This is a genomic window from Pseudobutyrivibrio ruminis HUN009 (assembly GCF_000703005.1).
GTDB classification, from domain to species: domain Bacteria; phylum Bacillota; class Clostridia; order Lachnospirales; family Lachnospiraceae; genus Pseudobutyrivibrio; species Pseudobutyrivibrio ruminis_A.
The window spans coordinates 2,276,353-2,292,766 of the sequence record NZ_JNLH01000001.1 but is presented as its reverse complement, the minus strand read 5'-3'; the positions used below and the strand labels follow the sequence as shown (position 1 = coordinate 2,292,766).

Sequence of the window (16,414 nt, the reverse complement as noted above, 5' to 3'; positions counted from 1 at the left end):
TAAAACTAAAATTAATTTTTTACAAGGGAGTTATAAGTTTGGGCAAAAAATTGATTATCACTGAGAAACCATCTGTTGCAAGAGACTTTGCAAGAGTGCTGAAGGTTTCCGGAAATCAAAACGGATTTATTGAGAATAATGAATATGTCATTAGCTGGTGCTATGGCCATTTGGTTCAGATGGTTTATCCAGAGGAGTATGACATTAAATATAAAAACTGGAATCTTGAGGATTTGCCATTTTTGCCTACTGAGTACAAGTACGGTGTTGTTGAATCTGCAAAGGACCAATACAAAGTAGTTAATGGCCTTTTGCACAGAGAGGATATTGATACTGTATATTGGGCAGGTGACTCTGGAAAAGAAGGACAGACAATCGAGGAAAACATCCGTAATTATGGTGGAGTTCGTGATGGCATGACAGAGCTTCGTGTTTGGATTGATTCACAGACTGATGATGAAATCCTCCGCGGTATTAATGAAGCAAAGCCAATGAGCGATTATGCAAAGCTCGGTGCTTCTGGTATTATGCGTACCATCGAGGATTACAGTCTTGGTATCAATTTTTCCCGTGCTTTATCTGTTAAATATGGCCGTTTGATAAACGATGCGGCAGCTACTACAAGCTATGCAGCAATTGCTATTGGTCGAGTTATGACTTGTGTGCTTGGTATGGTAGTTGAGAGAGAAAGAGAGATTAGAAATTTCAACGAGGATCCATTCTTCAAAGTGGTTGGTAAGTTCTCAGATGTTAATTTCCCTGCTGAGTGGAAAGCTATCGATGGCTCCAAGTATTTTGAATCGCCATTGTTATATGGTGACAAAGGGAATGGCTTTAAAACTAAGGATAGCGCGCAGAAGTTAATTGACGATTTAACAAACAAGGATGCGCTCGTTTCTGATAAAGAAACTGGTATTTCTAAGAAGAAAGCACCATTACTTTTCAACTTGGCTGAGCTTCAGTCAGAGTGTTCAAAGCGCTTCAAGATTTCTCCGGCTCAAACCCTTGATATTATTCAGGAGCTTTACGAGAAGAAGTACACCACTTATCCTCGTACAGACGCCAGAGTCCTTACAACAGCAGTTGCAAAGGAAATCAATAAAAATCTGAATAAGCTTCAATCTTACGGACCTACTGCAAAGTATGTTCATGAGATTCTTGCAGATAGAAAATACATCGGCATTGAAAAGACCAGCTATACAGACGATAGCAAGGTTACTGATCACTATGCGATTATTCCTACCGGTCAGTGCAATGGAATAGAAAACCTTTCACCTCTTAGTCAAAAGGTTTACGAGCTTATTGTTCGTCGTTTTCTTTCTATTTTCTATCCACCTGCAGAGTACAAAAATGTAAAAATCACCGTAAAGATAGATTCTGAAAGCTTCTTCGCTGGCGCTAAATTATTGGTGAAGCCTGGATATTTGGAAATCGCAGGTATTCCTAAAAATAAAAAGGATGATGCAGGGGAATCTGATGATGAAAACGAAGATGCAGAGGATGATTTTTCTAAGGAGAAGTTTGCTGCATTTGTAGAGCAGGTCAATATTGGAGATTCCATCAATGCAAATGGCTTCGAATTAAAAGAGGGAAAGACATCACCTCCAAAGAGATATACATCTGGTTCCTTGATTCTTGCAATGGAAAATGCAGGAAAGCTTATTGAGGACGAGGAGCTTCGAGAGCAGATTAAGACTACTGGTATTGGAACATCTGCTACACGAGGCGAAATACTTGAAAAGCTGGTTCGAATCGGATATCTCAATCAAAATAACAAAACTCAGGTTATTACGCCAGAGCGACTTGGCGAGATGATTTACGAGGTAGTTCTTTTGACTGCGCCATCTCTTTTAAAGCCAGAGCAGACTGCCAACTGGGAAAAGGGTTTGGAAGGGATTATTAATGGTTCTGTAGAGTTCGACGATTACCGTAAAGAGCTTGAGGACTATATCCGTACTGAAACAAAGAGCATGATAGATTCCGACCTGACTCAGACTATTGCTCTTAATATTAATCAGTTTACTGGTAAGGATTCAAAGGGCCTTGCTACAAGAAAGCCTCTTGGAATTAATTGCCCGGCCTGTGGCGGCGAGCTTACCACTACATCCTTTGGATATGGCTGCAGTAACTACACTAACGATGAAATTAAATGTAGATTTAGTATCGGTCAGATTGCCGGAGTAGACTTGCCAGAGGAACAATTTAGAAAGCTCATCCTTGAGGGTAAGACAGATTTAATAGAAGGATTTAAGAGTAAATCTAACAAGCCTTTCAAATCTGTGCTTAAGCTAGGCAAAAACGAAGATGGTGAATTCAACGTTAGCTTTGATTTCTCTGAAACACCTACTGAGTATGTTGAGGATTTGAAATGTCCTGTTTGTGGTGGAAGAATCGCAAAGACTGGTTATGGATTTGCATGTGAGCATCGTTTCCAGGAGGAAAATCAGTGCTATTTCTCTGTTGGTGAAATCGCCGGCAGAAAGATTTCATTGGAGGAGCTTACCACACTTCTTAATAATGGAATTACTGATGTGCTTACTGGTTTCAAGTCAAAGACTAATCAGAAGTTCAGCGCCAAGATTCAATTAAAAGAAAACGAAGAGGGCAAGAAGGTACTTAGCTTTAACTTTGATGGAATTGAGGCGGAAAAGCTTCCAGATGTTAAATGCCCTGATTGTGGCGGAGATATTCTTGTTCGTCCTAGTGGATATGGCTGTGCTAATTTTAATGCACAGGATGAAAATTCATGTAAGTTTTATATAGGAAAGACAATCGCTGGCAAGAATATCAGTGCCCAGGTTGTTACTGAGATTCTTAAAGAGGGAAAGTCAGATACACTTAGAGGCTTTAAGGGCAAGACTGGAAAGAAGTTTGATGCAAGGCTTGTTCTTAAAAAGAACGAAGAGACAGGTCGTACAGAGCTTGTATTTGATTTCGATGATGTAGCTCCTAACTATTTGGCAGATGTGGTTTGTCCTGATTGCGGCAATAAAATCATAAAGACAAACTTCGGTTTTGCTTGCGAAAAATACTTTGATAAAGAGAATAAATGTAATTTTGTTATAGGAGAGATTGCTTCTAAAAAGATTGGCGATGGTGATGTAAAAGAGCTTCTTACAGAAGGACACACCAAAACTATTCGTGGCTTCAAAGGCAAATCAGGTAAGAAGTTTGATGCCTGCCTTGTCCTTAAGAAAAACGAAGAAGGCAAATCAGAGGTAACCTTCGATTTTGATAATGTAGAAGCAAAGGATATTAAGGATGTAGTTTGTCCAGTATGTGGTGGCAAAGTTGTTGTTACTCCGTTTGGCTATGGATGCAGCAATTACAAAAAGGATGATCCTGAGAATTCATGCGGCTTTAATATAGGACAGATTGCTGGAGTAAAGCTTAAAGAAGCTCAGGTGAAAGAACTTTTAAAGGATGGTATCACATCCACAATATCCGGATTCAAGTCTAAGAAGGGAACAAAGTTTGATGCTAAGCTTGCTTTGAACAAAGATGAGACTGGTAAGGTATCTGGAATAAAGTTCGTTTTCGAAGACGAAGAAAAGGTAATGGAAGGCTTGAAATGTCCTAAATGTGGCGAGCCTATTTTAAAGAATCACTTTGGCTACAGATGTAAGAACAACATCAGGGACAACGTAGACAGCTGTCAGTTCTATGTAGGCAAGGTTGCTGGTGTTGATATTCCAGAGGACCAATTCAGAAAGCTTATTCTGGAAAAGAAAACTGATGTTATATCTGGATTTTTAAGTAAAAAAGGTTTATTCTTTGATGCGAGACTTAAGCTCAATGACGATTGCAGAACTGAGTTTGAGTTCGATAATTATTCAGATGCAAAGTAATTTACATATAAGAAAGGGAACATTATGGAACAGACAAAAATTAAATCTATGTATAATTTAGACGAAACTATCGCTAAAGACTTGTTTGATGGAAAGGAATATCCATGGGAGGTTCTTCCAGAGATTTCTGAGTTCATCAAAAAGCTTGGCCCAACACTTGATCCAGAGAAGTTCGAGAAAAGAGGAGAGGATGTTTGGGTAGCTAAGTCAGCTAAGGTTTTTGATTCTGCATATCTAAACGGACCTCTTATCATTGATGAGGATGCTGAGGTTCGTCAGTGCGCTTTTATTAGAGGTTCAGCTATCGTTGGAAAGAACTGTGTAGTTGGTAACTCTACAGAGCTTAAAAATGTTGTTCTTTTTAATAACGTACAGGTACCTCATTACAACTATGTTGGTGATTCAGTTCTTGGTTACAAGTCTCATATGGGTGCTGGTTCAATCACATCAAATGTAAAGCAGGACAAGACTCTTGTTGTTGTAAAATCGCGTGATGGAGAGAAAATTGAAACAGGATTAAAGAAATTCGGAGCTATGCTTGGAGACAATGTAGAGGTTGGATGTAACTCAGTTCTCAACCCTGGCACAGTAGTTTGCCCTCGTTCAAATGTTTATCCACTTTCTTCTGTAAGAGGAGTGGTTGAGGCAGATAGCATTTTCAAGAGCCAGGACAACATCGTTAAGAAAAACTAAAAAAGTTAAATTTTTTAAGACCCGTTCTTTAAAGAATGGGTCTTTTTTGTTAAACTAAATAAAGATTATTTTTATTAGGGAGGATTTATAAAAATGGGACTTATTCAAGCAGTTAAAGGCTCAGTGTCTGGTGAACTTGCAAATCAGTGGAAAGAATTATTCGTATCTGATTCAATGGCATCAGATGTACTTGTTAAAAGAGCTGTTCACAAGATGACTGGCCGCGGTACAAACACTCAGGGGGATGTTGATGTTATTTCACATGGCTCTGCAATTATTGTAAACGAAGGTCAGTGTGCTCTTTTAGTTGATAGCGGAAGAATTATTGATGTTGCTGCAGAGGCAGGTGCATATGAATGGGAAGATAATGGTTCTGCTTCTATTTTTGCTGGTGACTTTCTTGATGTATTTAAGGAATTCGGACGTAGATTTACCTTCGGTGGTGAGAAACCAGTTCAACAGAGAGTTTATTTCGTTAACACTAAGGATATTGTTGGTTTGAAGTTTGGTACACCTTCACCAATTCCTTTCAGAATTCTTGATAACAACATTGGATTAGATTTAGATACAACTCTTAAGCTTAACGGTAACTACAGCATGAGAGTATCTGATCCTACTCAGCTTTATGTTAACCTTGCAGGTAACGTAAAGAACGAATACACAGTTGACGATATTCAGGATCAGCTTCGTGCTACATTTATCCAGGCCCTTCAGCCAGCGCTTGGCAAGCTTACAGCTCTTGGCGTTAGACCTTCAGGTATTCCTGCATACACAAAGGAAATCTCTGAGGCAATGAGTGATGAGCTTGATCAGGAATGGACAGATAAGTACGGTCTTGCAATTACATCTGTTCAGATTCTTACAACAGTTATTCCTGATAAGGATGCTGATTTACTTAGAGAGCTTCAGAAGTCTGGTGCACTTCGTTCTCAGGCTATGGCAGGTGCAACACTTGTACAGGCTCAGGCAGAGGCTATGAAGACAGCAGCTGGCAACGCAAACGGCGCAGCTATGGGATTCTTTGGTATGAACATGGCAATGCAGGCAGGTGGTGCAAATGCAGCTGATTTATTAAATGCAGGAGCAGCAGGTATGGCAGCTGGTCAGCAGTTTGCTGGACAGCCAGGTCAGCCAGTACAGCCACAAATGGGCCAGCCTCAGACAGCTCCAGCTCAGGATGCAGGTGCAGCTCAGCCAGGCAGATGGTTCTGCCCAAATTGTGGCAATGAAAACTACGGTAATTTCTGCGTAAATTGCGGAACTAAGAGACCATAGGAAGGAAGTTGGAAAATGGCTACAATGTTCCCTTGCCCAAGTTGTGGAGGGCAACTGAAGTTTTCGCCAGAACGTATGCAAATGCTTTGTAGCTCTTGCGGTCAGTATACAGATCCAAGAGCATACAAAGGTAATGATATTGAAAATGAGGCAGGTATAAATACTACAATTTATACCTGTCCTAATTGTGCTGGGGAAATTCAGGTAATAGATAACGATGGTATGGAGTTTTGTCCATACTGCGGTACTCAGACTACTATGCAGGAGCACTTTTCTAAAAGTGGTGTTCCTAAATATATTCTTCCTTTTAATCTCACAAAAAAGGAAGCTCGTGAAAAATATCTAGAGGAAGTTAAACATATTCATTTTGTTCCTGATGGATTAAATATCGATGACAATATTGACAAGCTTGTTGGACTTTATACTCCATATTATCTCTATGATTATTCGTCAGATGGTGATGTTTCATTTGTTGGTAAAAAAACATCTACAAGTGGAGATTATGAAGTTACAAAAGAAACCCAGTTTAATGTTAGAGTTGACGTGGATGATATGAAGGTTCCATTTGATGCATCACAGACATTCGATGACAATGTTTCTGGTTCAATTAATCCATTTCCACTTAATGAATTGGAAAAGTTTAATCCAAACTTTTTGGCAGGATTTTTCGTTGAAAATTCTACTGTTGATAAGGAAATCTATGTTGAGGATGCATTAGAGGAGGCTAAGAACTCACTTTGTAACAAAGTTAAAGCTAAAGCAGATGGATATGATTTGACTAGCAGAGAAGATGAACGAATTCATAATGATGTTGCTTCGAAGCTACAATATAAGGGATGTGAAGGAGCATATCTTCCTGTCTATTTCATGACTACACGTAATTATGATAGAGTTTCATATTCTGTAATCAATGGCGCTTCAGGTGCTGTTTATTCTGATATGCCTATCGATAAAAGAAAGATGTATGCCACTGCAATTGCTGCTTCTATTGTTATATTTTTAGTTCTTTTTGTGCTGAGCTTGACTTTTAGCTTCACTTATCGCATAAAGAATCTTTGTGGGTTTGCTGCACTTGTTTCTTCATTTATAGCTTACTATGGTGCAAAGATTGCAGATGGTGTCTATAGACGTGACAATCATCTTGATGATAAGGGATATTTTGGCAGCAAGGATATTGTTACCAGCAAAAATATTAAGCCAATTAAAAAGAAAGCGAAAAAGAAGATTACTAAATCGTCAACAAAGGCAGCACTTTCCGGTGCTGGTGCCGTTGTTATATTTTTGCTTTTAAAGGGCGGATATGCATTTATCATAGCAGGTATACTTTATGTTATTGAGAATGGAAGAGCGGTTGCGAATGTGCTCAATGTTATTCTCATGTTAGCTATGTATATTTCTAGTCTTGTGTTCATTATTAAAGGCTTTAATGCTGTTAAAAAGGGGCAGAAGACAGTTCTTTTACTTGGTACTTTAGGATGGATTGCAGCAATTCTTATTAGAATAATCAACCTTCCAAACGATATTATTTATTACATAGCTTTAGCTATCGTGTTTGCGATTATCGTCTTTACTATTGACTGTACTGTTAGAGAGTACAACAGACTTGCAACACGTCCATCACCACAGTTTTTGAAGAAGGGAGGTAAGCTTGAAAATGCGAAAGGCTAAATATTTTATATTCTTATTCGTTGTATGTCTCTTACTTCCAATTCGTGCTGAGGCTAAATCAAATGTAACTATTATCGATGATGCTTATTTGCTTAGCGATGATGAATATGATGAGCTAGAAGAATATCTGGATTCTTTGGATAGTAGCTACAATTATGTTGTAGCAACTACTGATGAGTATAACTATCGTCAGAGTGAGGATTCTATTCTTTTTGACTTCTATACACAGAATTATAATTCTAGAGAAGATGGTGTTGCATTTTTGATTGATATGCACAACAGAGAGTTGTACTTATCAGGATATGGAAAGGCCCAATACGAGATAAAAAGTGCAGATGCATATGATATTACAGATAATGTTTATAGATATGCGTCAAATGGAGAGTACTACGAATGCATTTATGCTGTTTTTGAGCAGTGCAATACATTGATTAATGATGGAATGATCCTTAGACCAATGAGACTTATAGTTACAGCGCTAGTTTCTATAATTCTTGGATTCTTATTTGTTTTCTTAAAAGCAGTAAGAGAGAGAGCAAGGGTTCAGACATTTACTCCTGCAGAAATGCTTCTAATTGGAGCTTCCATTGCAGGAACATCTACTGTACTAAATACAACTCGTAGAAGAATTGCATCAGCTGGAAGCACATACCACGGTGGTGGAGGTGGCTTTTCTGGCGGTGGCGGTGGCTTTTCCGGCGGTGGTGGCGGTGGCCATTCAGGTGGAGGTCACAGCTTCTAAATATTTAGATAATTTTTTAACGAAAATACAAAAGAATACTTTACTAAAACCACAGAAAGTGAGAAAATGTAATCAATAACGCGTTTCTATGCGTTTATATAATTAGGTCATTAATGTAGGTAGCAGTATATTAATGGAATTATAGAAAGGAGTTCTACAATGATTTACACAAAAGAAGTAGAAAACATGTGTCCTGTAGCAAAGGGCGCAAAGCATGAACCAGCTCCTATCCCTGAAGAGGGAAAATGGGTACACGCTAAGCAGATTTCTGATATTAGCGGTTTCACACACGGTGTTGGCTGGTGTGCTCCACAGCAGGGGGCCTGCAAATTATCTTTAAATGTTAAGAATGGTGTTATCGAGGAAGCACTTGTTGAGACAATTGGTTGCTCAGGTATGACACATTCAGCAGCTATGGCTGCAGAGATTCTTCAGGGAAAGACAATCCTTGAGGCTCTTAATACAGACCTTGTTTGCGACGCTATCAACACAGCTATGAGAGAGCTTTTCCTTCAGATCGTTTACGGACGTACACAGTCTGCATTCTCTGATGACGGACTTGCAATCGGTGCTGGTCTTGAGGATCTTGGAAAGGGTCTTCGTTCACAGGTTGGTACAATGTACGCAACAAAGGAAAAGGGTGTTCGTTACCTTGAAATGGCTGAAGGCTATGTAACAGGTATCGCACTTGATGATGATAACGAAGTTATCGGATATCAGTTTGTTTCTCTTGGAAAGATGACAGACTTCATTAAGAAGGGTGATGATCCTAACACAGCATGGGAAAAGGCAAAGGGCCAGTACGGTCGTGTTGACGATGCTGCAAAGATTATCGATCCACGTCAGGAATAATATAGGAAAGGAGAAACAAAAATGGCTTTATTTGAATCATATGAGAGAAGAATTGATCAGATTAACGCAGTTCTTAATAAGTATGGTATCAGCTCAATCGAAGAAGCTGAGAAGATTACTAAGGACGCAGGTCTTGATGTATACGAGCAGGTAAAGAAGATTCAGCCTATCTGCTTCGAGAACGCTTGCTGGGCTTACACTGTAGGTGCTGCAATCGCTATTAAGAAGAATTGCCGCAAGGCTGCTGATGCAGCTGCAGCAATCGGAGAGGGACTTCAGTCTTTCTGTATTCCAGGTTCTGTTGCTGATCACCGTAAGGTTGGTCTTGGACATGGTAACCTTGGAAAGATGCTCCTTGAGGAGGAGACAGAGTGCTTCTGTTTCTTAGCAGGTCACGAGTCATTCGCTGCTGCTGAAGGTGCTATCGGTATCGCTGAGAAGGCTAACAAGGTTCGTAAGAAGCCTCTTAGAGTAATCCTTAACGGTCTTGGAAAGGATGCTGCTCAGATTATTTCTCGTATCAATGGTTTCACATATGTTGAGACAAAGTACGATTACAAGGAAGCTAAGCTTAACATTGTATCAGAGAAGGCATACTCAAATGGTCTTCGTGCTACAGTTAAGTGCTACGGCGCTGATGATGTTCAGGAAGGTGTTGCTATCATGCATCATGAGAACGTAGGTGTATCTATCACAGGTAACTCTACAAACCCAACACGTTTCCAGCATCCAGTAGCTGGTACATACAAGAAGGAGTGCGTTGAACTCGGCAAGAAGTACTTCTCAGTTGCTTCAGGCGGTGGTACAGGACGTACACTTCACCCAGATAACATGGCAGCAGGTCCTGCTTCATACGGTATGACAGATACTCTTGGACGTATGCACTCAGATGCTCAGTTCGCTGGTTCATCTTCAGTTCCTGCACACGTTGAGATGATGGGTCTTATCGGTATGGGTAACAACCCAATGGTAGGTGCAACAGTTGCTGTTGCTGTTTCTGTTGAGGAAGCTGCTACTGCTGGTAAATTTTAATTAAATCGAGCGTAGCGTTATATTAAAGAGCTCTTAGGTTTTGCCTAAGGGCTCTTTTTTGATGAATATTTTAAAATAATATGTTTTTTTTGTGCATTGTATTACACATTATAAAATTCATACTATAATATTTTAAGAGAATTAATGGACGTTTATTTATATAGGGGGTAGTTCTATGGGCAGAGAAGAAAGAAAAGAGGCTATTAGAGAGAGATTAGACCAAAATCTTTCAGAAGAGCAAAAGGAAAACCTTGCAGGAGTAGTAAAGATTGCGGAACACAATAAAGGCAATTTTTTCCAATCAATTACATTTCAAAATATTATTGTTAATGTAGTAATATTAGTTGCATTTATCGTATATGCGATAATATCAAATACTGCAATGCAAAGTGTGAAGTCACAAGCTTTAGTGGCAAGTGAGAATGAGTTGATATGTGCTGAGGAATCAGCTCAATTAAGACAGGATATTATACATATATCTGCAGAAATAAATCGCACTTTAGGTCAATGTGAAGCAGGCAATATAATGAGTGCTTCAGAATTTGATGATATGAACTCATATATAGATGACTTAGAAAATCATCTTACTTATATGGAATCATCAATAATAGTTAGTAATGTATCAGATGGTGAGCAAATAGTTGCGGATTTAAGAACAAATACAGAAGCTTTTGCATCATCTGCTGAAACATTAAAGGGATATATAGCAGCTTCGGATATGGCTGGAGCTATTGGATATGTTTCAACTGAATATGGTACCAATTTGGAGACTGCTTATGCATCACTTGATGCTGTAGATGCTGCTATTACTTCATTGAGTGAAGGTTTTTCAGGATATTTAGATAGCTACATTTCGCAAGTATCAATGAAGGGCTACTTTGTAATGGGAATAGTTGTGGTTCTTATTATAGTTAGCTTCCTGCTTTCATTTATTAGAATTAACAAAACTATTCTTGGTATTTCTTATGAATTACAATCAATTATAAATAATATCAATAGAGGAAAAGGAGACTTAACAGCTCGTATTAATACGAAGACAAAAACTGAACTAGCTATGATATCTGATGGAATCAATGAGTTTCTTGGAACACTTCAAGGTGTTATTAAGGATGTTAAAGAGGGCGCTAGCGTTCTTAGTACATCTTCAGACAGTATGGTTGTTAAGATTCAAAGTGCATCTGATAATGTCACTAATACTTCAGCAGCAATGGAAGAGTTGGCAGCGTCAATGGAGAATGTTTCTACTACAGCAATTGATTTAAATGACAAGGTATTTGAAGTTAGAGAGGCTACGAATGCTATAGATGCCGAGGCAAAAGAAGGCGCTTCTAAAGCAAATGAGATCAAAATGGCAGCTGATGAAATCAAGAAAGAAGCAACTGAGAAGAAGGATAACACTGGAGCTAAGATGGAAGAGTTATCTAGAGTTCTCGAGGTTTCTGTAAAAGAATCTGAGCAGGTCAACCAAATTGGTGATTTGACAAACGAGATTCTGGACATTGCCAGCCAGACAAACTTGCTTGCTCTTAATGCATCTATCGAAGCTGCCAGAGCTGGTGAGGCTGGAAAGGGATTCGCTGTTGTAGCTGATGAGATTAGTAAACTTGCAGCAAACTCAAGAGATACAGCTGGAAATATTCAGGAAATTTCTGCTAAGGTTACAGCGGCTGTTAAAACACTTTCAGATAATGCGGTTCAAGTTATTGAATTCATCAATGAAAATGTTTTGGCTGATTATGATGCCTTCGTAGAAACTGGATCGAAATTTGAAGATACAGCTACAATGATTGATGAAATGTTGGCTACATTCTCAGACAAGGCAGATAATCTAAACAATGTAATGAATGAGATGGCTGATAGAATTGAGACAATTTCTAATTCTGTAAATGAAAGCTCTAATGCTATTGGTATGAGCGCTCAGGCTGCTACGGAAATCGTTGGTGAAATCCAGGGCATCAATGAAGCTATGGATCAAAATAATGATGTTACAAAGCAATTAAATTCAAGTACTCAAAAATTTGAGATAGTTTAGGCTTTTAGAATTTAATATTAGAGCTCTATAGATGTAATCTATAGGGCTCTTTTTATATCTTAAAAAAATACTATAAAACCCAATATATTTATTGTGCTGCTAGTTCCATAATTCTGAATAATGGTGTAGAATACGATTGCTGTGCAAAAATATAATTACTAAAAGGATGAAGGCAATATGAAAAAGAAAAAAGAACTAATGGGTGAGAATATTTCCTTTAAAGAGGAAAAGAAAGGGGGCAGCAATCTAGTTTACTCAATCAAATTTCAAACAATTCTAGTAAATCTATTGATTTTTGTCGCATTTATTATATGTGCATTTTCCGCAATCTTTGCACTATACAAATTAAAATCACAGGCAACACTGGCATGTGAAAGTCAGCTTCAATGCGCAACAGAAGCTTATGAGTTGAAAGCAGATGTAATTCATATTTCAGCAGAGATTAATAGATATTTAGGACAGGCAGAGTCGGGGACGAGAATAACTGAATCAGATTTTGAGGTTATGGACAATTATATTTCTGATATAGATTCTCATTTGAATTATTTGGATGATTGCTTATTAGTTAGTCAATTAGATGGTGGTGCACAGCTTATATCGACAAACAGAGAGAATGTCGAGTCTTATTTAGCAGCAGTAGATAAAATTAGAAATTGTATTATAAAACAGGATATTCCAGGTGCTGTTAAATTTGTATTTGGAGATTATGGTACTGAATTGGACGAAATTAACGAATCATTAAATGCAGTAAATGATGGTATTGTTCAATTACAATCAGGATTCGGTACTTACTTAGATAGTTATGTAAGAGAAGTATCTGTTGGATTCTATATTATAATGGCTCTTGTAATTGTATTAATTGTTGTTTCGTTTGTTCTTACATATGTAAGAGTGAATAAAACAATTATGAAAATGTCAAGTGAGCTTCAGGAGATTATCAGCAATATTGATAATGGAAGAGGTGATTTGACAGCTCGTCTTAATACAAATACAAAGACTGAGCTTAGTCTTATTTCTGACAATATTAACCAGTTTATGGAGACATTACAGAATGTAATTAAGGATGTAAAATTTGGCGCAAATGTTTTGAAGACTTCTGCAGATAGCATGGTTGGAAAGCTTCAGAGTGCTAGCAACAATGTTACAAATACTTCTGCAGCCATGGAAGAATTGGTTGCTTCTATGGAAACAATTACATTCTCAACTGTAGATTTAGAGGACAAACTTAAGATCGCTAAGAAAGCTACTGCAGCTATTAGTGAGGAATCACAAACAGGCTCAGAAAAAGCTAATGAGATTAAGCTTCAGGCTGATGAAATCAAAAAAGAAGCTAATAGCAAGAAAGCTAATACGGGCAGCAAAATTGAAGAGCTTTCATGTGTCCTTGAAGAATCTGTTAAAGAATCAGAGCAGGTTAATCAGATTAGCGATTTGACTAACGATATTCTTGATATTGCTAGTCAGACAAACTTACTTGCACTTAATGCTTCTATTGAAGCTGCTCGTGCTGGTGAAGCTGGTAGAGGTTTTGCGGTAGTAGCAGACGAAATCAGTAAGCTGGCTGCAAACTCTAGAGACACAGCTGGAAATATTCAGGAAATCTCTGAGAAAGTTACTACAGCAGTTCAAGCATTGTCAGACAATGCGGTTCAGGTTATCCAGTTTATTAATGAAAATGTTTTACGTGATTACGATGCATTTGTAGAGACTGGTGATAAGTTTGAAAACACAGCCACTATGATTGAAGAAATGCTTGCTGCATTTTCGGATAAGACAAATAATCTTAACGAAGTTATGGATGAAATGTCTGCAAAGATTCTTACAATTGGAGATTCTATTCAGGAAAGCTCAATGGCGATAAATATGTCTGCTACAGCAGCTACTGATATTGTTAGTGAAATCCAGGGCATTAATGATGATATGGATAAAAACAGTATTGTTACCAAGCAGCTTAATGAAAGCGCTATGAAATTCGAAGTAGTATAATTATTTGCCTATTGCGGAGATAATCTGCAATAGGCTTGTTTTTTTGGTCAGATACGTTTATAATTTACTTTACCACTTTTAATCACTAAAGTAACTGGAGGATGGACAGATGAAAAAGGAAATTTCAAAGCTTTTGGAAGTAAGGGAAAGCGTACGAGTAGTGGATGCTACACTTCGCGATGGAGGCCTTGTAAATGATTTTTATTTCACAGATGAATTTGCTAAAGCTCTTTATCTTACAAATGTAAAGGCTGGAGTTGACTATATGGAAATGGGCTATCGTGCTGATAAAGAGCAGTTCGATGAGAATTCTTTTGGCCCATGGAAGTTTTCATCTGATGAGTATATTAGAAAGATTGTTGGGGACAACAATACTGATTTGAAGCTTGCAATCATGGCGGATGTTGGCCGTTGCAATTACAAGGAGGATATTCATCCTAAGGCAGAAAGCCCTGTGGATCTTATTCGTGTTGCAACATATCTTCATCAGCTTCCTGGGGCAGTACAGATGATTGAGGATGCATATAAGAAAGGTTACGAGACTACTTGTAATATTATGGCTATTTCTACAGCCTCAATGGAGGATATCAAGTCAGCCCTTGATATTGTTTGTCAGACACCTATTTCATGCATTTATATTGTAGATAGCTACGGCTCTCTATATCCAGAGCAGACAGAGCGTATTGCTGATATGTACTATGAAATTGCGTCTAAGTATGGCAAAAAGGTGGGAATGCATGCACATGATAATCAGAAGCTTGCATTCGCAAATACGATAGAGGCTGTTGGTGACAATGTAGATTATTTGGACGCTACATATTGTAGTATGGGACGTGGTGCAGGAAACTGTGCTATGGAGCTTCTTCTTGGCTTCCTTAAGAATCCAAAATATAAGGAGAGATATGCAATTAAGTTTGTAGAGGACTATATGATGCCATTAAAGGAGCAGGGCGTTGTATGGGGATATGATATGCAATACCTTACAACTGGTCTTTTAAATCAGCATCCTAGAACAGCTATCCAATTTACAAAAGAAGGTAGAAAGGATTACTTCGCTTTCTACCAGGAAATGCTTAATTTGGATTAAAGATTTTTTAAAATTAAAGTTGCAATATTAGCCCAGGTGTGATTCGCATTTGCGATATTAAATCCGCCTTGGGCTATTTTTTTCAGCTCATCAGGCTTATCCAGATGTCTATCTACCATTGAAGAAATATCATCCATGTGATTTAAGTCGTAGAAGAGAATGTTTTTATCATGCTGGTATTCTGATAAAAGTAAGGTGGTAGGGTCTGTGAGTGAAACAGCTCCATTAAGCTGGCCTGAGAATACTCGGTCGTGGCTACCTGCTTTAAAATTAGGCATAATATTTACAGATATTTTAGCCTTGGAAAAAACGGTAAATGTAAGATTGAATGGAATCTCACGATGAAGTGTGGCGTGTTTTAAATCTAGCTCTTCCCAAAGTGCTCCAAATATATGGAAGTTGTGACTACATTTATCTAATTCTAATACCAGATTCTTTCTGTTTATACAGCGCACATAAGCGTCAGCTAAATAGAAAGATTGAGTGTGTAATGGTAAATCTGAATTGATGTAGTCATATATTTCATTTCTTGCCAGAGTTTCAACAGCGTCCTCTATAGTAAGGGTGCTGTCTGCTAGCATCATGTCAATCAGTTCGTATACGTTATGTGCCAGAAAATCAGGAATCTTATGGATGGCTGCTTCTAGTCTGGTAGGATCTGTATAGGTGCCTGATAATAGAATATCGTATGGACGTTCAACGTAGCCATCCCAGTTAATTGCGTCATTCCCAAAGGCCAATTCGCCAGTCATTGGCGTTACAGTGACGGATTTGATATGAGGATAGTATTTTAAAATATAGTCCTTGTGCTTTGAATCTAGGCAAACTACATTGAAATTGCTAAGCTTATGCTTTAGTGAATCATGATGATATAGAGGGTGATCCAAAATGACATCAAAAAAAGGCGCATCAACATGATCTAGAAAATAGGAATCATCATCCATAAGTGCACGAGGTAAATCAGAATTGAAATCGATAAGTGCATCGTATTTGGCTCCTACATAGTTTTCTAAATCATCTAAGGCGTCTTCATCTACTTTAAAGTATTCTACTGTATGTCCCTTATCTGTAAGGGCTTTGCCTAATGCGTCCCCAAAGTAAAGGTAAGAATTGTAGCATACAGTTTTCATCTCAAAAATTAAGAATTTCATATAGCCCCCTATAAGAATAGTTCACAAATATTTTATCATATTTAATTT

11 protein-coding genes are annotated in these 16,414 nt (G+C 38.1%); 10 read left to right on the top strand and 1 reads right to left on the bottom strand.

What is annotated here, in order from left to right; genetic code table 11:
• The first annotated feature begins 38 nt into the window (after positions 1–38).
• From BO15_RS0110365 to BO15_RS0110325, 10 genes are all read left to right on the top strand, one after another.
• Entirely contained in the window at positions 39–3,848 is a 3,810-nt protein-coding gene (locus BO15_RS0110365; RefSeq protein ID WP_081828638.1) for a DNA topoisomerase III, read from the top strand.
• A 24-nt stretch (positions 3,849–3,872) separates the two neighbouring features.
• The gene (locus BO15_RS0110360) at positions 3,873–4,541 is read left to right on the top strand and encodes a UDP-N-acetylglucosamine pyrophosphorylase (protein WP_033154253.1); all 669 of its coding nucleotides are present in this window, start codon (positions 3,873–3,875) and stop codon (positions 4,539–4,541) included.
• Between the two features lie 93 nt (positions 4,542–4,634).
• Positions 4,635–5,816: an SPFH domain-containing protein gene (locus tag BO15_RS0110355; RefSeq protein ID WP_033154252.1), complete on the top strand. Its 1,182-nt coding sequence runs from the start codon at positions 4,635–4,637 to the stop codon at positions 5,814–5,816.
• A gap of 15 nt (positions 5,817–5,831) precedes the next feature.
• Positions 5,832–7,484, top strand: a complete 1,653-nt coding sequence (locus tag BO15_RS0110350; protein WP_157752341.1) for a hypothetical protein — start codon at positions 5,832–5,834, stop codon at positions 7,482–7,484.
• Complete coding sequence (locus tag BO15_RS13310) at positions 7,471–8,226, top strand: TPM domain-containing protein (protein WP_052169888.1); 756 nt, start codon at positions 7,471–7,473, stop codon at positions 8,224–8,226. Before BO15_RS0110350 ends, BO15_RS13310 begins: the two co-directional genes overlap by 14 nt.
• A 159-nt stretch (positions 8,227–8,385) precedes the next feature.
• Complete coding sequence (locus BO15_RS0110345; protein WP_033154250.1) at positions 8,386–9,078, top strand: iron-sulfur cluster assembly scaffold protein; 693 nt, start codon at positions 8,386–8,388, stop codon at positions 9,076–9,078.
• Between the two features lie 21 nt (positions 9,079–9,099).
• Complete coding sequence (locus BO15_RS0110340; RefSeq protein WP_033154249.1) at positions 9,100–10,110, top strand: GGGtGRT protein; 1,011 nt, start codon at positions 9,100–9,102, stop codon at positions 10,108–10,110.
• A gap of 175 nt (positions 10,111–10,285) precedes the next feature.
• The gene (locus BO15_RS0110335) at positions 10,286–12,142 is read left to right on the top strand and encodes a methyl-accepting chemotaxis protein (protein ID WP_033154248.1); all 1,857 of its coding nucleotides are present in this window, start codon (positions 10,286–10,288) and stop codon (positions 12,140–12,142) included.
• Positions 12,143–12,319: 177 nt separating this feature from the next.
• The gene (locus BO15_RS0110330) at positions 12,320–14,128 is read left to right on the top strand and encodes a methyl-accepting chemotaxis protein (RefSeq protein WP_033154247.1); all 1,809 of its coding nucleotides are present in this window, start codon (positions 12,320–12,322) and stop codon (positions 14,126–14,128) included.
• A 109-nt stretch (positions 14,129–14,237) separates the two neighbouring features.
• On the top strand, positions 14,238–15,215 hold the full coding sequence (locus tag BO15_RS0110325) for an aldolase catalytic domain-containing protein (RefSeq protein WP_033154246.1): 978 nt from the start codon (positions 14,238–14,240) through the stop codon (positions 15,213–15,215).
• Here BO15_RS0110325 and BO15_RS0110320 read toward each other — a convergent pair.
• Positions 15,212–16,366, bottom strand: a complete 1,155-nt coding sequence (locus tag BO15_RS0110320) for a glycosyltransferase (protein ID WP_033154245.1) — start codon at positions 16,364–16,366, stop codon at positions 15,212–15,214. The two genes, BO15_RS0110325 and BO15_RS0110320, sit on opposite strands and share 4 nt — an antisense overlap.
• Between the last annotated feature and the right edge of the window lie 48 nt (positions 16,367–16,414).